Here is a 21508-nt window from a genome sequence, read left to right as displayed (position 1 = left end):
GTACGAACCCCACCGCTCGGGCCCGCCCACCGCACGCACCACATCGCCCCGATCCGCCCACCGCACGGGCCCCGCCCCTCCGGACCGGCCCGCACGGGCCGCCCGGGTCACGACGTTCCTCCCGCCCGCCCGAGCCGCCCCGCCGCCTCGTGCATCGCCAGTTCCAGGAGCGAGGCGTCGGTGAGGGTGCCCGCGCCGTCCGGCGCCACCAGCCAGCGCACCCCGCCGGTCGCGCGGCCCGGGTACGGGACCACGATCCAGGTCCCGGCGCCCGCCCCGCGCACTCCGGTGCCGAGCCAGCGGGTCGCGGTGCCCGGCGGTACGAAGAAGCCCATCCGGGCGTCGCCGAAGTCGGCGAGGACCGGGCCCGGCCGGCCCACCAGGCGGGCCAGGACGTCGAGGGTGGGATAGCCGAGCTCCGCCGGAAGGATCAGGACGTCCCAGCGCCTGCCGGCGGGGAGCAGCGCGACCCCGTGCGGGTTGCGCTCCCACTCCCACCGGCAGGCGTCCGGATCGGGTGCGACCGAAGCCAGCCACTCCACCGCGCTCTTGGCGCCCGAGGCCCCCGTACCAGTCATCGCAACGGTCTCCTTCCGTGTGGACACGGTGTCCGTACGGAGAGAGCGATTCAGGCGGCCGCTCTTACGCGGTTTCAGCTACCCATCAGTTGTGGTGTAGGTCACACAGAGGGCCTCGTGGAGTCTCAGCTGTCGAAGCCGAGGCCCATCCGGTCCATCGCCTTCAGCCACAGGTTCCGGCGGCCGCCGTTCTCGTCGGCGCGCGCCATCGCCCACTTGGTGATGCCGATGCCGGCCCAGGCGATCGGCTCGGGCGGGAACGGCAGCGGCTTGTGGCGGACCATCTCGAGCGCGGTGCGCTCGGTCCGCTCCCCCGCGAGCAGGTCGAGCATCACGTCGCCGCCGAAGCGGGTGGCGCCGACGCCGAGGCCGGTGAACCCGGCCGCGTACGCCACCTTGCCCTGGTACGCCGTACCGAAGAAGGCCGAGAAGCGGGAGCAGGTGTCGATGGCGCCGCCCCAGGCATGGCTGAAGCGGAGCCCTTCCAGCTGCGGGAAGCAGCGGAAGAAGTGCTCGGCGAGCGTGAGGTAGGTCTCCGGGCGGTGGTCCATCTCGGCGCTGACCTTGCCGCCGAAGGGGTAGATCGCGTCGTAGCCGCCCCAGAGGATGCGGTGGTCGGCGGTGATCCGGAAGTAGTGGAACTGGTTGGCGGAGTCGCCGAGTCCCTGCCGGTTCTTCCAGCCGACGGAGGCGAGCTGCTCGGGGCTGAGCGGCTCGGTCATCAGGGCGTAGTCGTAGACCGGGACGGTGTACGCGCGCACCCGCTTGACCAGCGACGGGAAGACGTTGGTGCCGAGGGCGACCCGGCGGGCGAGGACGCGGCCGTACGGGGTGCGCACGCCCATGCCGGCGCCGACGGAGACGAGGTCGAGGCCGGGGGTGTTCTCGTAGATCCGTACGCCCAGGTCCAGGCAGGCCCGCTTGAGGCCCCAGGCCAGTTTGGCGGGGTTCACCATGGCGACGCCTCGGCGGTCCCAGAGACCGCCGAGGAAGGTCGGCGAGTCGACCTCCGCCCGGACGGCGTCCCGGTCGAGGAGCTCCAGGCCGTCCGCGAGACCGAGCCGGTCGATCTCCTCGTACATCTCGTGGAGTTCGTCGAGCTGGTACGGCTCGGTGGCGACGTCGATCTCGCCGGTGCGCTCGAAGTCGCAGTCCAGGGAGTAGCGGGCGACCGCCTCCTCGATGCCGTCGAGGTTGCGCTCGCCGAGCTCCTCCAGCTTCGGCAACTCGCCCGGCCAGCGGGCGAGCCCGTTGCCGAAGCCGTGCGTGAGGGAGGCGGCGCAGAAGCCTCCGTTGCGGCCCGAGGCGGCCCAGCCCACCTCGCGGCCTTCGATCAGTACGACATCCCGGGCGGGGTCGCGCTCCTTGGCGAGGAGCGCGGTCCACAGTCCGCTGTAGCCGCCGCCGACGACGAGAAGGTCGCACTTCTCGGTGCCGGTGAGGGCGGGCAGGGCGCCGGGCTTGCCGGGGTCTTCCAGCCAGAAGGGGACGGGCTGGGCGTCGGAGAGAGATTGTGCAGCGAGACGCATGGCGACTGGGGCCATGGTTTCCAACTCCTTCGGTGCCTGAGCTGCGTTCTGCTCAGGCCGTTGCTGTTTTCTTGCGCCGGTTCGTAATGATTTGCCCGGCCACGACCACCAGTACCGCGAGGACGAACATCGCGGTGCCGATGACGTTGATCTGAACGGGGGTTCCTCGCTGCGCCGAGCCCCAGACGAACATGGGGAAGGTGACGGTGGAGCCCGCGTTGAAGTTGGTGATGATGAAGTCGTCGAACGAGAGCGCGAAGGCGAGCAGGGCGCCGGCGGCGATGCCGGGGGCCGCGATCGGCAGGGTCACGCGCAGGAAGGTCTGCGTGGGCCCCGCGTAGAGATCGCGCGCGGCCTCCTCCAGGCGCGGGTCCATGGACATGACCCGGGCCTTGACCGCCGTCACGACGAACGACAGACAGAACATGATGTGGGCGATGAGGACCGTCCAGAAGCCGAGCTCGATGCCCATGTTGAGGAAGAGCGTGAGCAGCGAGGCGGCCATGACGACCTCGGGCATCGCCATCGGCAGGAAGATCAGCGAGTTGATCGCGCCGCGGGCCCGGAAGCGGTAGCGGACGAGCGCGAAGGCGATCATCGTGCCGAGGACGACGGCGCCGACCGTCGCCCAGGCGGCGAGCTGGAGCGAGAGGGAGAGCGACTCGCACATGTCGGCGACGCCGCAGGGGTCCTTCCAGGCGTCGAGCGAGAACTCCTGCCAGGAGTAGTTGAAGCGCCCCTTCGGCTTGTTGAAGGAGAACGCCATCACGACGAGGTTCGGCAGGATCATGTAGGCGAGCGTCAGCAGGCCCGCGATGACGACAAGGTTGCGACGGATCCAACGCATCAGACCAGATCCTCCGTTCCCGCTCGGCGGATGTAGACGGTGACCATGATCAGCACGATCGCCATGAGGATGAAGGAGAGCGCGGCCGCCGTCGGGTAGTCGAGGACCCGCAGGAACTGCGACTGGATGACGTTGCCGACCATCTTGGTGTCGGTCGAGCCGAGCAGTTCGGCGTTGACGTAGTCGCCGCTCGCCGGGATGAAGGTGAGCAGGGTGCCGGAGACGACGCCGGGCATCGACAGCGGGAAGGTCACCTTGCGGAAGGTGGTCGCCGGGGAGGCGTACAGGTCCTGCGCGGCCTCGTGCAGCCGGCCGTCGATCCGCTCCAGGGAGGTGTAGAGGGGCAGGATCATGAAGGGCAGGAAGTTGTACGTGAGACCGCAGACGACCGCCATCGGGGTGGCGAGGACACGGTCGCCCTCGGTCCAGCCGATCCAGCTGGTCACGTCGAGGACGTGCAGCGCGTTCAGCGCGTCGACGACGAGGCTGTCGTCGGCGAGGATCGTCTTCCAGGCCAGCGTCCGAATGAGGAAGCTGGTGAAGAAGGGCGCGATGACGAGGACGAGGAGCAGATTGCGCCAGCGGCCGGCCTTGAAGGCGATGAGGTACGCGAGCGGATAGCCGAGCAGCAGGCAGAGCAGGGTCGCGGTCCCGGCGTAGAGCAGGGAGCGGACGAACTGCGGCCAGTACTCCTGGAAGGCGTCCCAATAGGTCTGGAAGTGCCAGGTGACCTGGAAGCCCGCTTCGAGGGAGCCGGTCTGGACCGAGGTCGAGGCCTGGTAGACGAGCGGCAGCGCGAAGAAGACGAGCAGCCAGATGATGCCGGGCAGCAGCAGCCAGTAGGGGACGAGCCGCTTGCGGGTGGAGGGCTTGCGCAGAACCGGTTCCTCGACCGGTGCCGCCTCCTCCTTCTGGAGCGTGGACGTGGTCATCCGGCGTCCTCCACCGTCTCCACACCCGCGTCGATGTCCTGGGCGGCGTCCAGACCGAAGGTGTGCGCCGGGTTCCAGTGCAGGACGACCTCCGCGCCGGGGCGGAGTCGCGCATCCCTCTCGATGTTCTGCTCGTAGACCTGGAGCTCCGCACCGGCCGGCGAGTTCACCACGTACTGGGTGGAGACGCCGATGAACGAGGAGTCGGCGATCCGGCCGGTGACCCGGTTGCGGCCGTCGGCTATCGAGCCCGCGTCGTCGGCGTGCGCGAGCGAGATCTTCTCGGGGCGGACGCCCACGAGCACCTTGCCGCCCTGGCGGACGGCGGAGGTACAGCGGTCGCCGGGGACGCGGAGCTTGCCGCCGCCCGCCGTGACGAGTACGTCCGCGCTGGTGGGGCCTGTCTCCAGGACCTCGGCCTCGATGAGGTTGGAGGTGCCGAGGAAGTTGGCCACGAAGGTGGTCTGCGGGTTCTCGTACAGGTCGGCGGGGGCGCCGAGCTGCTCGACGCGGCCGCCGTTCATCACCGCGACCTGGTCGGCCATGGTCATGGCCTCCTCCTGGTCGTGGGTGACGTGCACGAAGGTGATGCCGACCTCGGTCTGGATGCGCTTGAGCTCCAGCTGCATCTGGCGGCGCAGCTTGAGGTCGAGGGCGCCGAGCGGCTCGTCGAGGAGCAGTACCTGCGGGTGGTTGATGAGGGCGCGGGCCACGGCGACGCGCTGCTGCTGGCCGCCGGAGAGCTGGTGCGGCTTGTGCCGGGCCTTGTCGCCGAGCTGGACGAGCTCCAGCATGTCGTCGACCTGCTTCTTCACCGACTTGATGCCGCGGCGGCGCAGGCCGAAGGCGATGTTCTCGGTGATGTCCATGTGCGGGAAGAGCGCGTAGGACTGGAAGACGGTGTTGACCGGCCGCTTGTAGGGCGGGAGGTCGGTGACGTCCTTGTCGCCGAGGAAGACGGTGCCGGTGCTGGGGTCCTCCAGTCCGGCGATCATCCGCAGGGTGGTGGTCTTGCCGCAGCCCGAGGCGCCGAGGAGGGCGAAGAAAGAGCCCTGAGGGACGGTCAGGTCGAGCGGGTGGACGGCGGTGAAGGAGCCGTACGACTTGCTGATCCCGGTGAGACGGACGTCGCCGCCGCCCGTGGTCTTTCCAGTGTGAGCAGTCTTGTCAGTCATGGGTTGTGGTCCCAGGGAGTGAGAGAGGTGGACGACGGGGGCCTCAGGCGCCGATGAGCTTGGCGAACTTCTCCTCGTACGCCGTCTCCTCCGCGCTGGTGAGCGAGCGGAAGGCGTGCGACTTCTTGGCCATGGCCTTGTCCGGGAGGATCAGCGTGTTGTTCGCGAGTTCGGGGTCGATCTTGGCGAGCTCGTCCTTCACCCCGTCGACGGGGCACACGTAGTTGATGTACGCGGCGAGCTGGGCGGCGACGGGAAGCTCGTAGTAGTAGTCGATGAGCTTCTCGGCGTTGGTCCTGTGCCGGGCCTGTGCGGGGACGAGCAGGTTGTCGCTGGAGGTGATGTAACCGGCGGACGGGATGGAGAACTTGATGTCCGGGTTGTCCGCCTGGAGCTGGATGATGTCGCCGGCCCAGGCGAGGCAGGCTGCGATGTCGCCCTTGTCCAGGTCGGAGGTGTAGTCGTTGCCCGTGAAGCGGCGGATCTGCTTCTTGTCGACGCCCTTCTGGAGGCGTCCGATCGCCGCGTCATAGTCGGCGTCGGTGAAGTTCCCCGGGTCCTTGCCGAGGTCGAGCAGCGTCATGCCGACGGAGTCCCGCATCTCGGTGAGGAAGCCGACCCGGCCCTTGAGCGAGGGGTCGTCGAGGAGCTGGGTGACCGAGTCGACCTTCTTCCCGCCGGTCGCCTTGGCGTTGTACGCGATGACGGTGGAGATTCCGGTCCACGGGTACGAGTAGGCGCGGCCCGGGTCCCAGTCGGGGCTGCGGAACTGGGTGGAGAGGTTCGCGTACGCGTGGGGGAGGTTCGAGGGGTCCAGCTTCTGGGCCCAGCCGAGCCGGATCATCCGGGCGGCGAGCCAGTCGGTGACGCAGATCAGGTCGCGGCCGGTGTCCTGGCCGGCCGCGAGCTGCGGCTTGATCTTGCCGAAGAACTCGACGTTGTCGTTGATGTCCTCGGTGTACTTGACGTTGATCCCGGTGCGCTTCGCGAACGCCTCCAGGGTCGGCCGGGACTTCTCGTCCTCGCTGACGTCCATGTACTCGGTCCAGTTGGAGAAGGCGAGGGTCTTCTCCTTGGCCGACACGTCGATGGACGCGGGCCCCTGGCCCTCCCGCTTGGCCGGCGGGATGCCGCAGGCGCTCAGGGAGGCGAGGCCTCCGACGGTGAGCGCGCCGACACCGCCCGCGCGCAGCATCGAACGGCGGGTGAGGGCGCCCCGGCCGCTCGTCAGGCTGCGGCGTATCGCCGCCGTCTGCGCGGCGGAGAGGCTGTCGGGCTCGTACTGCTCCATGCGCTGTGCCCTTTCGGGAGGGTTGCGCCGCTGGTCGGGCGGCGAATGCCACACGGCGGTAGCCGCGTATCGATTACGGACGGTCCCCGAAGATAGTGCGGTGCCAGTCCTTCGCGGCGACCGCGGTGTTGTCGAACATCACGTGCTTGACCTGGGTGTACTCCTCGAAGGAGTAGGCCGACATGTCCTTCCCGTAGCCGGATGCCTTGGTGCCGCCGTGGGGCATCTCGCTGATGATCGGGATGTGGTCGTTGACCCAGACACAGCCGGCCTTGATCTCACGGGTGGCGCGGTTGGCCCGGTAGACGTCCCGGCTCCAGGCCGAGGCGGCCAGGCCGTACGGGGTGTCGTTGGCGAGCCGGATGCCCTCGTCGTCGCTCTCGAAGGGCAGGGCCACCAGGACCGGGCCGAAGATCTCCGACTGCACGACCTCGCTGTCCTGCGCGGCACCGGTGATCAGGGTCGGACGATAGTACGCACCGTCCTTGAGGTCTCCGCCAGGTGCTTCCCCGCCGGTGACGACGGTGGCGTAGCCGCGGGCCCGCTCCACGAAGGCGGCGACGCTGTCGCGGTGGCGGTGGCTGACGAGGGGGCCGAGGTCGGTGGCGGGGTCGAAGGGGTCGCCGAGCCGGACGGTCTCCATCAGTTCGGCGACGCGCGCGACGAACGCGTCGAAGAGCGGGCGCTGGACGTACGCGCGCGTGGCGGCGGTGCAGTCCTGGCCGCTGTTGATGAGGGAGGCGGCGACGGCACCGTGCGCGGCGGCCTCCAGGTCGGCGTCGTCGAAGACCACGAAGGGGGCCTTGCCGCCGAGTTCGAGGTGGAGGCGCTTCACGGTGGCGGTGGCGATCTCGGCGACCCGCTTGCCGACGGGGGTGGAGCCGGTGAAGGAGGTCATGACGACGTCGGGGTGGCCGACGAGGTGTTCACCGACGGTCTTCCCCGCCCCGTTGACGATGTTGACCACACCGTCGGGGATGCCGGCCTCCTTCGCCGCCTGCGCGAACATCAGGGAGGTCAGCGGGGTGAGCTCGGCGGGCTTGAGGACGATCGTGTTGCCGGCGGCGATGGCCGGGAGGATCTTCCAGGCGGCCATCTGGAGCGGGTAGTTCCAGGGGGCGATGGAGCCGACGACGCCGAGGGGTTCGCGGCGGATGTACGAGGTGTGGTCGCCGCTGTACTCGGCGGCGGACTGGCCCTGGAGGTGGCGGGCGGCCCCCGCGAAGAAGGCGGTGTTGTCGACGGTGCCGGGCACGTCGAACTCGGTGGTGAGCTTGAACGGCTTGCCGCACTGGAGGGACTCGACGCGGGCGAAGTCCTCGGCCCATTCGGCGAGGACGCCGGCGAAGCGGTGGAGCGCGTCGGAGCGCTCGCCCGGGGTGGCGCCGGCCCAGCCGGGGAAGGCGGCCTTGGCGGCGGCGACGGCCTCGTCCACGTCGGCGGTGGAGGCGAGCGTGTAGGTGTACACGCTCTCCCCGGTCGCCGGATCGATCACGCTGTGTTCCTGACCGGACGTTCCGGCGCGGAGCCGCCCGCCGATGTACTGTGCGCCGTCCGCGAAGCGGTCCGTCACCTGGAAGCGGTTGCCCATGACGCTCTCCGTTGTTCCAGCTCGAATTGAGTGCCGATCCTGACAGAGGGACGATGTCCCAACAAGTGATTCCGTTGTTGCCTTTTGGTTACGCGACGGAATCGGTCGACCATGTGTCGAGGCGGCCGGAATATCTCCGTACTAAGTGTCCGTGGCGGATGCCACACTCGCGTGCATGAGCGAGCTCGAGTCTCTGATACAGCAGGTCAGCAGGGGTGACCGGGTGAAGTGGCTGCACTTCTGGGGTCACCGTCCGCACCCGGACGGTCGCCTCTCGGCGAGCTGTCTCAGCCAGTGGTGGCCCGCCCCCTTCGTGGTCGACGGCGTGTCGTACGCGACGGCCGAGCACTGGATGATGGCGGCCAAGGCCCGGCTCTTCGAGGACGCCGAGGCGGAGCGGGCCGCGCTGTCCGCCCGGACCCCGGCCGAGGCGAAGAAGGCGGGCCGGCTCGTCCGGGGCTTCGACGAGGCGGTGTGGGCGCGGGAGCGCTTCGGGGTCGTCGTCGAGGGCAGCGTCCACAAGTTCTCCTCGGACGAGGCCCTGCGCGCCTATCTCCTCGGCACCGGCACCCGGGTCCTGGTGGAGGCGAGCCCGGTGGACCGCGTCTGGGGCATCGGCCTGGCGGCCGACGACCCCCGCGCCCACGACCCGGCGAGCTGGCGAGGCGACAACCTCCTGGGCTTCGCCCTGATGGAGGCACGGGAGCGGCTGCGCCAGGGGGCGTGAGAAGCGCCGGGGGACGTCGAGGACTCCGGAAGGGGCCGGAGGGACGCCCGGTGTCGGGAAGCGCGGGGGACGCCGAAGGTCCGGAAGCGCCGGGGGACGCCGAAGGCCCCGCACCTCACGAGGTGCGGGGCCCTTGCCGTGCGATCACCCGGCGTGACCGCGGGGGTCGCTCAGCGGCTGCCGCTCTCGACCACCAGGCTCGACGCGAACGGGTCCTCGTCGTAGCCGGAGTCCTCGAAGGACGTCGAGTCCTGGCTGACCGCCCAGATCACGAAGCCCAGGAAGACGGCGCTCACCAGGGTGCCGATGGCGCCGAGCACGATGCCCGCGATGGCCATGCCCCGGTTGGTCGCCTCGCCCCGGCCGCACTTCTTGATGCCGATGATGCCGAAGATCAGCGCCAGGATGCCGAGGATCACGCCCAGGCCGTACATGCAGAAGCCCGCCACCGCGATGATGCCGAGCACCATCGAGGCCGTCCCCATGCCGTTGGACGGGGACTGCTGCCAGCCGGTCTGGCCGGGGTAGCCGCCGGGCGCCGAATAGCCGGGATAGCCGTACCCGGAGCTCGTCGGGGCGGGCGGCGGGGTCGCCGACGGGTACCCGTATGCGCCGGACGTGTCCGCCGCCGGGTATCCGTACGCGCCGGGCGTGGCCGCGGGCCCGCCGGGTGCCACCGGTGGCGGCGGCACGTCGGTGGGGCCGGGCTGCGCGAGCGGAAAGGACGTGACGGTCTGCTGGTCGTGCACCGGCGACGGCGACGGAGTCGTCGGCTTGCTCAGTTCCACCCCGTCACGGTTCGGCGGAGCCCACGGGTCCGTCGGGTCGTAACCGCCCCGCGACTGGTCTTGGTTGTCAGACATGGGCCTCCCCCATCATGGTCCCGCCATGCTACGGCCTCACCCCTCAGGGGTAACCGTCCGGCCTACGATGACGGGATGACCGATCTCCATCCCTTCATCGCGGGCCTGCCCAAGGCGGAGCTGCACGTCCACCACGTCGGCTCCGCCTCGCCCCGGATCGTCGCCGAGCTCGCCGCCCGGCACCCCGACTCCAAGGTCCCCACCGACCCGGAGGCGCTGACCGACTACTTCTCGTTCACCGACTTCGCGCACTTCATCGACGTCTACCTCTCGGTCGTCGACCTGGTCCGCACTCCCGAGGACGTCCGGCTGCTGACCTTCGAGGTCGCCCGTGACATGGCCCGGCAGAACATCCGGTACGCCGAGCTGACCATCACCCCCTACTCCTCCACCCGCCGGGGCATCGACGAGCGTGCCTTCATGGCGGCCATCGAGGACGCCCGCAAGGCGGCCGAGGCCGAGTTCGGCACCATCCTGCGCTGGTGCTTCGACATCCCGGGCGAGGCCGGCCTGGCCTCCGCCGAGGAGACCGCCCGCCTCGCCACCACCGACGGGCTGCGCCCCGAGGGCCTGGTCTCCTTCGGCCTCGGCGGCCCGGAGATCGGTGTGCCGCGCCCGCAGTTCAAGCCGTACTTCGACCAGGCCCGGGCAGCCGGCCTGCACTCCGTCCCGCACGCGGGCGAGACGACCGGCCCGCAGACGATCTGGGACGCGATCAACGACCTGGGCGCCGAGCGCATCGGCCACGGCACCAGCTCGGTCCAGGACCCGGCGCTCCTCGCCCACCTGGCGGAGCACCGTATCGCCCTGGAGGTCTGCCCGACCTCGAACATCGCCACCCGGGCCGTCGCCACCCTGGACGAGCACCCGATCCGGCAGATGGTGGACGCCGGCGTCCTCGTCACGGTCAACAGCGACGACCCGCCGATGTTCGGCACCGACCTCAACAACGAGTACGCGGTCGCCGCCCGGCTCCTCGGCCTCGACGAGCGCGGTGTCGCCGCCCTCGCGAAGAACGCGGTGGAGGCCTCGTTCCTCGACCCGGCCGGAAAGGCCAGGATCGCCGCCGAGATCGACGCGTACACCGACACCTGGCTCGCGCGCTGACGACTGGCTCGCCCGCCCTCGACGGCGAGAATGGGCCCATGGACTCCGACACCGCCCTGGACCCGACCGCCGTCGCGAAAGCCGCCGAGGCCACGGCCTCCGTCACCGTCGTGGGCCATCGCGGCGACCCGTACCGCGTCCGCGAGAACACCCTCGGCTCGATCACCTCGGCGATCGAGCTGGGGGCGGACGCGGTCGAGGTGGACGTCCGGCTGACGAAGGACGGCGTGCCCGTCCTCCTCCACGACGACACCCTGAAGCGCCTGTGGGGCCACGACCGGCCGCTCTCCGCGCTCTCGTACGAGCAGGTCCGGGAGCTGACGTACGGCGGGGTCCCGACCCTGCGCGAGGCCCTGCTCACCGCCGGGGAGAAGCGGCTGATGCTGGACCTGCCGGGCGGCGACGAGGACTCGGTCCGCGCCATCGTCCGTACGGTCCGCGAGTGCGGCGCCGGGGAGCGCGTGTACTACTGTGCCGGGGCCGTCGCCATGCTCCAGGTGCGCGCCGCCGACCCGGCCGCCGAGATCGCCCTCACCTGGACCTCGCTCGCCCCGCCCCGCCCGATCCTCCTCGACGTGGTCCGGCCGCGCTGGCTCAACTACCGCTTCGGCCTGGTGAGTCGGGCCCTCTCCGACCGGGTGCACCGGGACGGTCTCCTCGTCTCGGCCTGGACGGCGGACACCTCCCGCACCATGCGTAAGCTGATCACGAACGGGGTCGACTCGATCACCACGAACCGGGTCGACGCACTCGCCGCCGTCCTGCGAAAGGCCCAGGCATGAACGACCGGATCCGGACCGACATCGCTCACAACGCCCGGGTGTGGAACTACTGGCTGGGCGGCAAGGACAACTACCCGGTCGACCGCGCGGTCGGCGACCAGGTCACCGGTTTCTACCCGAGCATCGGCGAAGTGGCCCGCGCGGACCGGGCGTTCCTCGGCCGCGCCGTCACGTTCCTCGCCGCGGACGCCGGGATGCGCCAGTTCCTCGACATCGGTACGGGCCTGCCGACCGCCGACAACACCCACGAGGTCGCCCAGCGCGCCGCCCCCGACGCCCGGATCGTCTACGTCGACAACGACCCGATCGTGCTCACCCACGCCCGCGCGCTCCTGACCAGCGCGCCGGAGGGCGTCACCGAGTACGTGGACGCCGACGCCCACGACCCGGAGAAGATCCTGGCGGCGGCCGGCGCGACGCTCGACCTCTCCCGGCCGGTCGCCGTGATGATGCTCGGCATCCTCAACTTCGTCCTGGACACCACCGAGGCCCGGGCGATCGTCCGCACCCTGATGGACGCCGTCCCCTCCGGCAGCCACCTGGTCCTGACCCACCCCACCCTGGAGCCGGAGCTCGGCGGCGAGGGCAACAGGGCCGCCATGGCCTTCTGGAACGAGAACGCGACCCCGCCGATCACCGCCCGCAGCCGCGCCGAGTTCGCCTCCTTCTTCGACGGCCTCGACCTCCTGGAGCCGGGCATCCTCTCCTGCTCGCGCTGGCGCGCGACGACCGAGGACGCCTCCGTGGTGGCGCAGTTCGGCGCGGTGGGCCGCAAGCCGTAATGGCCCTGAGAGGGAATCCGCGCAGCCGGGGGGAGGTGCGCGACCGGGGGGACCTGCGCATACGGCAGGAGCTCCGCGACCGGTGGGAGCGGGCACGGAGCTGGAGCGGCGCCAACCCGTGGGCGGTGGACCTCGGCATCGCGCTGCTGGTGCAGGCGGCGATGACGATGCCGTTCGTGGTGCCGCGCCCGCCCGAGATCGAACCGGCGACCTGGCCCGCGTACGGGCTGACGACGCTCACGGTGGTCCCGTTGGTCTGGCGGCGGCGGGCACCGATCGCCGTGCTCCTCGCGATCCTGGCGACGAGCACGCTGTACATCCTGGCCCTGGAGGGACCGGGCCAGCCGCTGCCGTACACCGGGCTCGTGATCGTCTACACGATCGCGCTCCACTCCCCGCCGAGGAAGCGGCTCGCGACGGCGGGGCTCATGGTCGTCGCGGTGCCCGTCTCGGTCTGGCTCAACACCCGGTCGGCCCGTGAACTGACCTTCTCGCTCTTCGTGTTCGGAGCCGCCTATGTCTTCGGCCGGCTCCAGGACGCCCGGCAGCGGGCGCATCTGGTCGAGGCCGAGCGGGCCGCGGCCCGTGAACGGGCCCGGATCGCACGGGAGATGCACGACATCCTGTCGCACGCGGTGAGCCTGATGATCGTGCAGGCGGAGGCGGGCCCGGTGGCGGTGCGGGCGGCGCCGGACCGCGCGGAGGCCGCGTTCGAGGCGATCTCGGAGACGGGCCGCGAGGCGATGACCCAGCTGCGGCAGATGCTGGGGCTGCTGCGGGAGGGGCCCGAGGGAGCACCGCCCCGCGAGCCGCAGCCGGACCTCTCCGGGATCCCCGCGCTGGTGGAGCGAGTGAGGTCCGGCGGCCTGCTGGTGGAGTACACGACGGAGGGCGGGGTACGGGCGCTGCCGGCGGCGACCGGCGCGAGCGCCTACCGGATCGTGCAGGAGGCCCTGACGAACGTCGTCAAGCACGCGGGCGCCCGCCGGGCAGACGTCCGGCTCGCCCACGCCGACGGCGTCCTGCGGGTCACGGTCACGGACGACGGACGCGGCCCCGCGCCGGGGCCGCCCGGACGCGGCTGCGGCGGCCACGGTCTCACCGGCATCCGGGAGCGGGCCGCCGCGCACGGCGGGACGGCGACGACCGGCCGGGGACCGGGCGGCCGGGGGTTCGAGGTGCGGGTCCTGCTGCCCGTACCCTCCACGGCGGAGGTGGGGACATGACGACGATCCGGGTGGTGGTCGCGGACGACCAGGAACTGGTCCGCAGCGGCTTCGCGATGATCCTCGACGCGCAGCCGGACATCGAGGTCGTGGCGGAGGCCGGGGACGGCGCCGAGGCGGTCGAGGCGGTGCGCCGGCACGCCCCGGACGTGGCGCTCCTCGACATCCGGATGCCCGGCACGGACGGCATCGAGGCCTGCCGGGCGATCAGCGCGGGCACCGGCTGCCGGACGGTGATCCTGACGACCTTCGACACCGACGCGTATGTGTACGAGGCGCTGCACGCGGGCGCGAGCGGCTTCCTCCTCAAGGACGTGCGCCGGGACGATCTGGTGCACGCGGTACGGGTGGTGGCCGCGGGCGACTCGCTGCTCGCGCCGTCCGTGGCCCGCCGTCTGGTGGAGCAGTACACCGCGGGCGGCCCTCGCAGGACCGCCCCCGACCCCCGGCTCGACGTGCTGACGGGCCGGGAGCGGGAGACCCTGCTGCTTCTCGCGCGCGGTCTCTCCAACGCGGAGATCGCCGCGGAGCTGGTGGTCAGCGACCACACGGTGAAGACGCACGTGGGCAATGTGCTCGCCAAGCTCGGCCTGCGGGACCGGATCCAGGCGGTGATCTGCGCGTACGAGACGGGTCTGGTCGCGGCGGGCTCTCCCCCGCCCGGGGGAGGCGAGGGGCCGGGCCCCTCCCCCGTGTCGGCGAGGAACTGACCGGCGGAAGACCGCCGGTGCGGGCGATCCGCCGATCGCCGCGGGTCAGCAGGATGGAGCCATCGAGAACAACGGCTCACACCACCGGAGTTGACCATGAGGAAGTCCACCCGCACGCTGCTCGCCGCCGCCCTGGTCCTGGGGGTCGCGGCGGGCCCGGCCCTGACCCCGGCCTTCGCGGCCTCGGCCTTCGCACCACCGGCCTTCGCGACGTCCCCGGCGGCCGCGTCGCCCGCACGCCCGGTGAGCCCGGACCTGAGTGAGGTGATCGCCGGACTCCCCCGGGCCGATGCCACGGCCGCGCTCGTCCGGGTCGGCGGCACCGAGGGTTCCTGGCAGGGCGTTTCAGGGGTCCACGACCTGACGACCGGCGCCCCGGCGGACCCGGCCGCCCGATTCCGTGCCGGATCGGTGACGAAGGTCTTCACGGCGGCGACCGTCCTCCAGCTGACGTCCGAACGCCGGATCGACCTGGACCGCACGGCCCGTTCGTACCTGCCGGAGCTGATCCCCGGCCGGTACGCCACGGTGACCGTGCGCCAGCTCCTGAACCACACTCACGGCATCCCGGCTCCCGAGACGGCCGTCGGCGACACGGTGGAGGAGTGGTACGCCCACCGCTTCGACGTCCATGACCCGGAGGCCATGGTCCGCTCGGCGACGGCGAAGCCGCGCGAGTTCCGGCCCGGCACGAAGCAGCACTACCTCAACATCGGTTACACGATCGCCGGTCTGATCGTGGAGCGGGTGACGGGCGACTCGTACGAGCACCAGGTGGAGCGGCGGATCCTGCGCCCGCTGGGCCTGCGGGACACCTACCTCCCGGGCGAGGCGGCCGGGCTCGTCGGCCCGTACAACCACGGCTACCAGACCATGCGGCTCGACGACGGGACGACCGGTCTGCGTGACGTCTCGGAGTGGGGGGTGACGGACGGCTGGGCGGCCGGCGACCTGGTCTCGACCACGGCCGACCTGGAGCGGTTCACCCGCGCCCTGTTCGCGGGCCGGGTGGTGCGCGGGCCGATCCTGGAGGAGATGTTCACCCTGCCGAAGGTCGCGGACCTGAAGTCGGGCGATCCGGCCGCGTACTCCGCGGGTCTGTCGATGAAGAAGCTCGGCGGCCGCGAGGTCTGGGGCAAGACCGGCGGCCGCTGGGGGTACAACGCGGCCATCGCCTCCACCCGCGACGGCGCGCGCACCCTCGTCTACAGCGTCAACTCCACCGACGCGAAGGGCCAGGACATGAACCCGACCGCCCTGAACCTCATGGTCGCGGCGTACGGCCTGCCGGACTAGCGGGCGCCGGCCGGCACGGGCTCCGGCGCCGTGGCGGCCTCGAGCCGCTTGATCAGCCGGCGTACGTGGAGCAGCGGCAGGATCCCGATGACGCCGAAGGACATGTCGATGACCGACCACCAGAAGGGGATGCCCCGGAGGGGCCCGCAGATCAGGGCCAGCGGGATGATGCCGACACAGGCGATCATGCCGAACTCGACGACCCAGATGTTGCGGACGGGGTCGCGGTGGACGCCGTAGAAGGCGACCGCGATGACGAGGTGGGCGAAGGCGAGCCAGTCGGTGCCGTAGAGCAGGTACGGGGCCTGCTCGTCGGCGGTCTCGAGGCCACCCCGCACCCGGTCGATCCATTCGGCGAGCCCGGGGAGGAGGTCGGCCACGGGAGCCGCCCACCCGTCGAGCGAGGAGTCCAGCAGCCGGAGTTCGGTGACGAGCGGGAACGCGGTGATCCCGCTCAGGACCAGGCAGACGACGAAGACGATCAGCCAGACGCGGATGCGCGTGAGAAGGGCTCTCGGCCCGTTCGAGTCGCTCATGAGGGCAGCCTACGCCCATCTTGAACGCGTTCAGAAACGAGGGGTCAGTCGTCGCGCCACCGCGTGCGCGACGACGGTGGCGGCCGCCGCCACCCCCAGGCCGGTGACCGTGCCCCGGAGTCCGGCCGGGCGTAGCACGCCCGCCCGGCGCAGCCGGCCGCGCGCCCAGAGGGTGAAGGGGATGACCACGAGCGGCGAGGTGACGGAGCCGGGTGTCACCCCTCGCACGACGACCGCCTGCGCGAGGTGGACGAGGCCGTGCAGCCCGAAGCCGTTCAACGCCCCCTGGTAGAAGGTGGATCGGCCGCCGGTGCGGGCCCCGGCCACGGCGGCGGCGCCGACGACGGTCGCCATCACCCCGACGGCGAGCGCGAATTCGCGCTCGTCGACGGACTCGGCGGCCTTCCAGACCACCTCCGGCACTCCGGGGAAGCGCTCGCGCAGCATCGGCAGGTTCTCCCGCAGCCAGCGGGGTCCGAGGGCCAGCTCCTCGGCGTCGTGGACGGCCCAGGCGAGGAACAGTCCGTAGGTGGCGAGCGAGTTGGGGTGGGATGCGGTCACATCCGGCTCAACTCACAGGCCCACGATAGCGTTCCACCTCTTCGTGAAGTCCTGCCGCTCCTGCGCCGTGATGTCCCGGGCGATCGCGAGGCGTCCCCGCATGGCCGCGTCCGGGAAGATCAGCGGGTCCTCCGCGAGCGCCACGAGCTCCTCGTCGCCGGAGTCCGCGAGGACGTTCTGCGCGCCCGGCACCGGGCAGACGTAGTTGACCCAGGCGGCGAGTTCGGCGGCGACCTCGGGCTCGTAGTAGTAGTCGACGAGCTTCTCGGCGTTGGCCTTGTGGTGCGCGAGGTTGGGGATCAGGAGGGACTCGGCCCACAGTTCGGCGCCCTCCTCGGGGACGACGAACTCGATGTCCGGGTTGTCGGCCTGGAGCTGGATGACGTCGCCCGAGTACGCCTGGCAGGCCAGCACGTCGCCGGTCGACAGGTCCTTGATGTAGTCGTTGCCGGTGAAGCGGCGGATGTGCCGCTTCTTCACGAGGCCCTCGATCTGCTCGCACAGGGCGTGGAAGTCGTCGCCTGTCCACCGGGTGACGTCGACGCCCCGGCCCATCATGAGCAGCGCGAAGGACTCGTCGAGCCCGGACAGCAGGGTGACCTTGCCGCGCAGGTCGTCGGCCCACAGCTCCTTGGTGGAACGGAGTTCCCGGCCGAGCTTCCTGCGGTTGTACGCGATGCCGGTGATCCCGGACTGCCAGGGGACGCTGTGCAGCCGGCCCGGGTCGAAGGCGGGCGAGCGGAGCTGCGGGTCGAGGTGCTCGGCGACGTTCGGCTGGGTGGCGCGGTTCATCTCCTGGGCCCAGCCGAGGCGGACGAAGCGGGCGGCCATCCAGTCGCTGACGACGATCAGATCGCGGCCGGTCTCCTGGTGGTTCATCAGGGACGGGCTGATCTTGCCGAAGAACTCGTCGTTGTCGTTGATCTCCTCGGTGTACCGGACGGCGATCCCGGTGCGCTTCCTGAACGCGTCGAGGGTCGGGCGCTTCCTGGCGTCCTCGTCATCGGTGTCGATGTAGAGCGGCCAGTTGGCGAAGTCGAGCGTCCGGTCCCGGGCGGAGAGGTCGCGGCCGGCCCGGTCGCTCTCGTCGACGTAGGCGGCGGGGACCCCGCATCCGGCGGCGAGCAGGCTCGCGGCCCCGGCACCGCCGATGCCCCGCAGCAGGGACCGGCGGGAGATGTTGTTCCTGGCTGTCGCTCTCACCCGTGCAGCATCGCGGCAGGCCACCGGCCGGGGCAATGGACGCTCCGTCGAGCGACGCGACGCGGCCCCGACACCCTGTCGACCGGGGTGCCGGGGCCGCGTGGCGTTCAGGCGGGGGTTCAGCCCAGGGAGGTCATGACGTGCTTGATGCGCGTGTAGTCCTCGAAGCCGTAGGCGGAGAGGTCCTTGCCGTAGCCGGACTTCTTGTAGCCGCCGTGGGGCATCTCGGCGACCAGCGGGATGTGGGTGTTGATCCACACACAGCCGAAGTCGAGCGCCTTGGACATGCGCATCGCGCGCGCGTGGTCCTTGGTCCAGACGGAGGAGGCGAGGGCGTACTCGACGCCGTTCGCGAACTCCAGGGCCTGGGCCTCGTCCGTGAAGGACTGGACGGTGATGACCGGGCCGAAGACCTCGTTCTGCACGATCTCGTCGTCCTGCTTGAGGCCGGAGACGACGGTCGGTGCGTAGAAGTAGCCCTTCTCGCCGACGCGGTGACCGCCGGCCTCGACCTTGGCGTGGGCCGGGAGACGGTCGATGAAGCCGGTGACCTGCTTCAGCTGGTTGGCGTTGTTGAGCGGGCCGAAGAGCACGTCCTCGTCGTCCGGCTGGCCGGTCTTGGTCTCGGCGGCGGCCTTGGCGAGGGCGGCGACGAACTCGTCGTGGATCGACTCGTGCACGATGACGCGGGTGGCGGCCGTGCAGTCCTGGCCGGCGTTGAAGAAGCCGGCCACGGAGATGTCCTCGACGGCCTTCTCGATGTCGGTGTCCTCGAAGACCAGGACCGGGGCCTTGCCGCCCAGCTCCAGGTGGACGCGCTTGACGTCCTTGGCCGCCGACTCGGCGACCTGCATGCCGGCGCGCACGGAGCCGGTGATGGAGGCCATGGCCGGGGTCGGGTGCTCGACCATCGCCTTGCCCGTCTCGCGGTCGCCGCAGACGACGTTGAAGACGCCCTTCGGGACGATCTGGCCGATGATCTCCGCCATCAGGACGGTCGACGCGGGGGTCGTGTCCGAGGGCTTGAGGACGACGGTGTTGCCCGCGGCGAGCGCCGGGGCGAACTTCCACACGGCCATCATCATCGGGTAGTTCCACGGCGCGACCTGGGCGCAGACACCCACGGGCTCGCGGCGGACGATGGAGGTCATGCCCTCCATGTACTCGCCGGCGGAGCGGCCTTCGAGCAGCCGGGCGGCGCCCGCGAAGAAGCGGATCTGGTCCACCATGGGCGGGATCTCTTCGCTCGCGGTGAGGGCGACCGGCTTGCCGGTGTTCTGGACCTCGGCGGCGATCAGGTCCTCGGCGCGCTCCTCGAAGGCGTCGGCGATCTTGAGGAGTACCTTCTGGCGCTCGGCCGGCGTGCTGTCGCGCCAGGCGGGGAAGGCGGCCGCGGCGGCCTCCATCGCGGCGTCGACGTCAGCCTGGCCCGAGAGCGGGGAGGTGGCGTACACCTCGCCGGTGGCCGGGTTGACCACCTCGATGGTGCGGCCGTCGGCCGCGTCGCGGAACTCCCCGTTGATGTAGTTACGCAGCCGGCGCAGCTCGGTGGTCACTTGCCACCCCTCCTGTCACGTTCTGTCGTCGCACGTCCTTGTGCGGTGTCCCGATGGGCGAGACACCTCAGCCTAGTCGCTCGGCTGACGCTTTCAACAGGCCCACCCCCCTCCAACTTCGGATTCCGTGAGTTTCGAGCCCTTCCGCAACGAATTACATCGCTCCGGGGTTGCAAGACCGACATTCTCGGTGCACAGTGAAGCCGTGGCCAGTCGAAGCACAGAACCCAGAACCGGAACCGGTTCGTCCCCGACGATCGACGCCGTCTCCCTGGCGATCATCGAACAGCTCCAGGAGGACGGTCGCCGTCCCTACGCGGCGATCGGCAAGGCCGTGGGCCTCTCCGAGGCCGCCGTACGGCAGCGCGTCCAGAAGCTGCTCGACCAGGGCGTCATGCAGATCGTCGCCGTCACCGACCCGCTCACCGTGGGTTTCCGGCGCCAGGCGATGGTCGGCATCAACGTCGAGGGTGACCTTGATCCGGTTGCGGAGGCCCTGACGGCCATGGCCGAATGCGAGTACGTGGTGATGACCGCGGGCTCCTTCGACCTGATGGTGGAGGTCGTCTGTGAGGACGACGACCACCTGCTGGATGTGATCAACAAGCGCATCCGCACCCTCCCCGGCGTGCGCTCCACCGAGAGCTTCGTCTACCTCAAGCTCAAGAAGCAGACCTATATGTGGGGAACTCGATAATCGTGACCCAGGACCTCTCCAAGACCGCGTACGACCACCTGTGGATGCACTTCACCCGGATGTCGTCGTACGAGAACTCGCCCGTTCCCACCATCGTGCGTGGTGAGGGCACCTACATCTTCGACGACAAGGGCAAGCGCTACCTCGACGGTCTCGCGGGTCTCTTCGTGGTCAACGCCGGACACGGCCGCAAGGAACTGGCCGAGGTCGCGTACAAGCAGGCCCAGGAGCTCGCGTTCTTCCCCGTGTGGTCGTACGCGCACCCCAAGGCCGTCGAGCTCGCCGAGCGCCTCGCGGACTACGCGCCGGGCGACCTGAACAAGGTCTTCTTCACCACCGGTGGCGGCGAGGCCGTCGAGACCGCGTGGAAGCTCGCCAAGCAGTACTTCAAGCTGCAGGGCAAGCACACCAAGTACAAGGTCATCTCGCGTGCGGTCGCCTACCACGGCACCCCGCAGGGCGCCCTGTCCATCACCGGCCTGCCGGCCCTGAAGGCCCCCTTCGAGCCGCTGGTCCCCGGCGCGCACAAGGTGCCGAACACCAACATCTACCGCGCCCCGATCCACGGCGACGACCCCGAGGCCTTCGGCCGCTGGGCCGCCGACCAGATCGAGCAGCAGATCCTCTTCGAGGGCCCCGACACCGTCGCGGCCGTCTTCCTGGAGCCGGTGCAGAACGCCGGTGGCTGCTTCCCGCCGCCGCCCGGCTACTTCCAGCGCGTCCGCGAGATCTGCGACCAGTACGACGTGCTGCTCGTCTCCGACGAGACGATCTGCGCCTTCGGCCGCCTCGGCACGATGTTCGCCTGTGACAAGTTCGGCTACGTGCCGGACATGATCACCTGCGCCAAGGGCATGACGTCGGGCTACTCCCCGATCGGCGCCTGCATCGTCTCGGACCGCATCGCGGAGCCCTTCTACAAGGGCGACAACACCTTCCTCCACGGCTACACCTTCGGTGGCCACCCGGTGTCGTCGGCGGTCGCCATCGCCAACCTCGACATCTTCGACAAGGAAGGCCTGAACCAGCACGTCCTCGACCAGGAGGGCAACTTCTTCGACACCCTGAAGAAGCTGCACGACCTCCCGATCGTCGGCGACGTCCGCGGCAACGGCTTCTTCTACGGCATCGAGCTCGTCAAGGACAAGGTCACCAAGGAGTCCTTCACGGACGAGGAGACCGAGCGCGTCCTGTACGGCTTCCTCTCCAAGGCGCTCTTCGAGAACGGTCTGTACTGCCGTGCCGACGACCGCGGCGACCCGGTCATCCAGCTCGCCCCGCCGCTGATCGCCGACCAGGGCACCTTCGACGAGATCGAAGGCATCCTGCGCTCGGTGCTCACCGAGGCCTGGACCAAGCTCTAAGGTCCCCGCCGCGCGAGGCACACGACATCACGCCGCCCTCACGGCGTGACCCCGGCCCGGGCATGCCGCCATCCGAGTGGATGGCGGCGGCCCGGGCCGCGTGCTGTCCGTACAAACGGATCCGAATACTTACGGTGCCCAGTGACCGACAGGCC

General features: G+C 70.4%; 21 protein-coding genes. 9 read left to right on the top strand and 12 right to left on the bottom strand.

What is annotated here, in order from left to right:
- Nucleotides 1-107: 107 nt before the first annotated feature.
- The 7 genes from IF00_RS0126990 to IF00_RS0126960 all read right to left on the bottom strand — a co-directional run bounded on the left by IF00_RS0126990 (nt 108) and on the right by IF00_RS0126960 (nt 7943).
- Complete coding sequence (locus IF00_RS0126990; RefSeq protein WP_030322384.1) at nt 108-578, bottom strand: bifunctional DNA primase/polymerase; 471 nt, start codon at nt 576-578, stop codon at nt 108-110.
- A 125-nt stretch (nt 579-703) separates the two neighbouring features.
- A complete protein-coding gene (locus tag IF00_RS0126985; RefSeq protein WP_030322382.1) occupies nt 704-2122 on the bottom strand; it encodes an NAD(P)/FAD-dependent oxidoreductase in 1419 nt (472 codons plus the stop codon).
- A 37-nt stretch (nt 2123-2159) separates the two neighbouring features.
- Nucleotides 2160-2954 carry an ABC transporter permease gene (locus IF00_RS0126980; RefSeq protein ID WP_015036516.1) on the bottom strand — a complete coding sequence of 265 codons (795 nt, stop codon included), beginning with the start codon at nt 2952-2954 and terminating at the stop codon, nt 2160-2162.
- Entirely contained in the window at nt 2954-3886 is a 933-nt protein-coding gene (locus IF00_RS0126975; RefSeq protein WP_030322380.1) for an ABC transporter permease, read from the bottom strand. Before IF00_RS0126975 ends, IF00_RS0126980 begins: the two co-directional genes overlap by 1 nt.
- A complete protein-coding gene (locus IF00_RS0126970; protein WP_030322379.1) occupies nt 3883-5061 on the bottom strand; it encodes an ABC transporter ATP-binding protein in 1179 nt (392 codons plus the stop codon). The genes IF00_RS0126975 and IF00_RS0126970 overlap by 4 nt, the downstream gene beginning before the upstream one ends.
- Before the next feature lie 43 nt (nt 5062-5104).
- Nucleotides 5105-6352: an ABC transporter substrate-binding protein gene (locus tag IF00_RS0126965; protein ID WP_030322377.1), complete on the bottom strand. Its 1248-nt coding sequence runs from the start codon at nt 6350-6352 to the stop codon at nt 5105-5107.
- A 73-nt stretch (nt 6353-6425) separates the two neighbouring features.
- Entirely contained in the window at nt 6426-7943 is a 1518-nt protein-coding gene (locus IF00_RS0126960; protein ID WP_030322375.1) for a gamma-aminobutyraldehyde dehydrogenase, read from the bottom strand.
- 175 nt (nt 7944-8118) lie between these two features.
- Here IF00_RS0126960 and IF00_RS0126955 point away from each other — a divergent pair, with 175 nt between their 5' ends.
- A complete protein-coding gene (locus IF00_RS0126955) occupies nt 8119-8670 on the top strand; it encodes a riboflavin biosynthesis intermediates N-glycosidase (protein WP_030322372.1) in 552 nt (183 codons plus the stop codon).
- A gap of 170 nt (nt 8671-8840) precedes the next feature.
- On the opposite strand, the gene IF00_RS0126950 is transcribed toward IF00_RS0126955, so the two are convergent.
- Nucleotides 8841-9533, bottom strand: a complete 693-nt coding sequence (locus IF00_RS0126950) for a DUF4190 domain-containing protein (protein WP_030322370.1) — start codon at nt 9531-9533, stop codon at nt 8841-8843.
- A gap of 75 nt (nt 9534-9608) precedes the next feature.
- On the opposite strand from IF00_RS0126950, the gene IF00_RS0126945 reads away from it, so the two are divergent.
- The 6 genes from IF00_RS0126945 to IF00_RS0126920 all read left to right on the top strand — a co-directional run bounded on the left by IF00_RS0126945 (nt 9609) and on the right by IF00_RS0126920 (nt 15436).
- Nucleotides 9609-10640 carry an adenosine deaminase gene (locus IF00_RS0126945; RefSeq protein WP_030322368.1) on the top strand — a complete coding sequence of 344 codons (1032 nt, stop codon included), beginning with the start codon at nt 9609-9611 and terminating at the stop codon, nt 10638-10640.
- 38 nt (nt 10641-10678) lie between these two features.
- Nucleotides 10679-11422, top strand: a complete 744-nt coding sequence (locus IF00_RS0126940) for a glycerophosphodiester phosphodiesterase (protein ID WP_051820637.1) — start codon at nt 10679-10681, stop codon at nt 11420-11422.
- Nucleotides 11419-12204 carry an SAM-dependent methyltransferase gene (locus IF00_RS0126935; protein ID WP_030322364.1) on the top strand — a complete coding sequence of 262 codons (786 nt, stop codon included), beginning with the start codon at nt 11419-11421 and terminating at the stop codon, nt 12202-12204. The genes IF00_RS0126940 and IF00_RS0126935 overlap by 4 nt, the downstream gene beginning before the upstream one ends.
- A 35-nt stretch (nt 12205-12239) precedes the next feature.
- Entirely contained in the window at nt 12240-13430 is a 1191-nt protein-coding gene (locus tag IF00_RS0126930) for a sensor histidine kinase (RefSeq protein WP_425338343.1), read from the top strand.
- A complete protein-coding gene (locus tag IF00_RS0126925; protein WP_030322361.1) occupies nt 13427-14140 on the top strand; it encodes a response regulator in 714 nt (237 codons plus the stop codon). Before IF00_RS0126930 ends, IF00_RS0126925 begins: the two co-directional genes overlap by 4 nt.
- 96 nt (nt 14141-14236) lie before the next feature.
- Nucleotides 14237-15436 (top strand): serine hydrolase domain-containing protein, encoded by a 1200-nt coding sequence (locus IF00_RS0126920; protein ID WP_030322359.1) that lies wholly within the window; start codon nt 14237-14239, stop codon nt 15434-15436.
- Here IF00_RS0126920 and IF00_RS0126915 read toward each other — a convergent pair.
- The 4 genes from IF00_RS0126915 to IF00_RS0126900 form a co-directional block, all read right to left on the bottom strand.
- Nucleotides 15433-15972: a hypothetical protein gene (locus IF00_RS0126915; RefSeq protein ID WP_030322358.1), complete on the bottom strand. Its 540-nt coding sequence runs from the start codon at nt 15970-15972 to the stop codon at nt 15433-15435. The two genes, IF00_RS0126920 and IF00_RS0126915, sit on opposite strands and share 4 nt — an antisense overlap.
- 30 nt (nt 15973-16002) lie before the next feature.
- On the bottom strand, nt 16003-16533 hold the full coding sequence (locus IF00_RS0126910; RefSeq protein WP_030322356.1) for an HXXEE domain-containing protein: 531 nt from the start codon (nt 16531-16533) through the stop codon (nt 16003-16005).
- 12 nt (nt 16534-16545) lie between these two features.
- Nucleotides 16546-17712 carry a polyamine ABC transporter substrate-binding protein gene (locus IF00_RS0126905; RefSeq protein ID WP_030322354.1) on the bottom strand — a complete coding sequence of 389 codons (1167 nt, stop codon included), beginning with the start codon at nt 17710-17712 and terminating at the stop codon, nt 16546-16548.
- Nucleotides 17713-17855: 143 nt separating this feature from the next.
- Entirely contained in the window at nt 17856-19292 is a 1437-nt protein-coding gene (locus IF00_RS0126900; protein WP_030322352.1) for a gamma-aminobutyraldehyde dehydrogenase, read from the bottom strand.
- A 205-nt stretch (nt 19293-19497) separates the two neighbouring features.
- On the opposite strand from IF00_RS0126900, the gene IF00_RS0126895 reads away from it, so the two are divergent.
- Nucleotides 19498-19989, top strand: a complete 492-nt coding sequence (locus IF00_RS0126895; RefSeq protein ID WP_030322349.1) for an Lrp/AsnC family transcriptional regulator — start codon at nt 19498-19500, stop codon at nt 19987-19989.
- Entirely contained in the window at nt 19974-21353 is a 1380-nt protein-coding gene (locus tag IF00_RS0126890; protein ID WP_030322348.1) for an aspartate aminotransferase family protein, read from the top strand. Before IF00_RS0126895 ends, IF00_RS0126890 begins: the two co-directional genes overlap by 16 nt.
- Nucleotides 21354-21508 lie beyond the last annotated feature (155 nt).

Source organism: Streptomyces flavochromogenes (genome assembly GCF_000717595.1).
GTDB classification, from domain to species: Bacteria; Actinomycetota; Actinomycetes; order Streptomycetales; family Streptomycetaceae; genus Streptomyces; species Streptomyces flavochromogenes.
Note: the sequence above shows the minus strand (reverse complement) of the source record. Positions and strands in the feature narration are given on the sequence as shown.

What these genes read in the sequence shown, in the direction of transcription:
- IF00_RS0126990 (WP_030322384.1), bottom strand. Translation starts at nt 578, where the DNA reads ATGACTGGTACGGGGGCCTCGGGCGCCAAGAGCGCGGTGGAGTGGCTG.
- IF00_RS0126985 (WP_030322382.1), bottom strand. Translation starts at nt 2,122, where the DNA reads ATGGCCCCAGTCGCCATGCGTCTCGCTGCACAATCTCTCTCCGACGCC.
- IF00_RS0126980 (WP_015036516.1), bottom strand. Translation starts at nt 2,954, where the DNA reads ATGCGTTGGATCCGTCGCAACCTTGTCGTCATCGCGGGCCTGCTGACG.
- IF00_RS0126975 (WP_030322380.1), bottom strand. Translation starts at nt 3,886, where the DNA reads ATGACCACGTCCACGCTCCAGAAGGAGGAGGCGGCACCGGTCGAGGAA.
- IF00_RS0126970 (WP_030322379.1), bottom strand. Translation starts at nt 5,061, where the DNA reads ATGACTGACAAGACTGCTCACACTGGAAAGACCACGGGCGGCGGCGAC.
- IF00_RS0126965 (WP_030322377.1), bottom strand. Translation starts at nt 6,352, where the DNA reads ATGGAGCAGTACGAGCCCGACAGCCTCTCCGCCGCGCAGACGGCGGCG.
- IF00_RS0126960 (WP_030322375.1), bottom strand. Translation starts at nt 7,943, where the DNA reads ATGGGCAACCGCTTCCAGGTGACGGACCGCTTCGCGGACGGCGCACAG.
- IF00_RS0126955 (WP_030322372.1), top strand. Translation starts at nt 8,119, where the DNA reads ATGAGCGAGCTCGAGTCTCTGATACAGCAGGTCAGCAGGGGTGACCGG.
- IF00_RS0126950 (WP_030322370.1), bottom strand. Translation starts at nt 9,533, where the DNA reads ATGTCTGACAACCAAGACCAGTCGCGGGGCGGTTACGACCCGACGGAC.
- IF00_RS0126945 (WP_030322368.1), top strand. Translation starts at nt 9,609, where the DNA reads ATGACCGATCTCCATCCCTTCATCGCGGGCCTGCCCAAGGCGGAGCTG.
- IF00_RS0126940 (WP_051820637.1), top strand. Translation starts at nt 10,679, where the DNA reads ATGGACTCCGACACCGCCCTGGACCCGACCGCCGTCGCGAAAGCCGCC.
- IF00_RS0126935 (WP_030322364.1), top strand. Translation starts at nt 11,419, where the DNA reads ATGAACGACCGGATCCGGACCGACATCGCTCACAACGCCCGGGTGTGG.
- IF00_RS0126925 (WP_030322361.1), top strand. Translation starts at nt 13,427, where the DNA reads ATGACGACGATCCGGGTGGTGGTCGCGGACGACCAGGAACTGGTCCGC.
- IF00_RS0126920 (WP_030322359.1), top strand. Translation starts at nt 14,237, where the DNA reads ATGAGGAAGTCCACCCGCACGCTGCTCGCCGCCGCCCTGGTCCTGGGG.
- IF00_RS0126915 (WP_030322358.1), bottom strand. Translation starts at nt 15,972, where the DNA reads ATGAGCGACTCGAACGGGCCGAGAGCCCTTCTCACGCGCATCCGCGTC.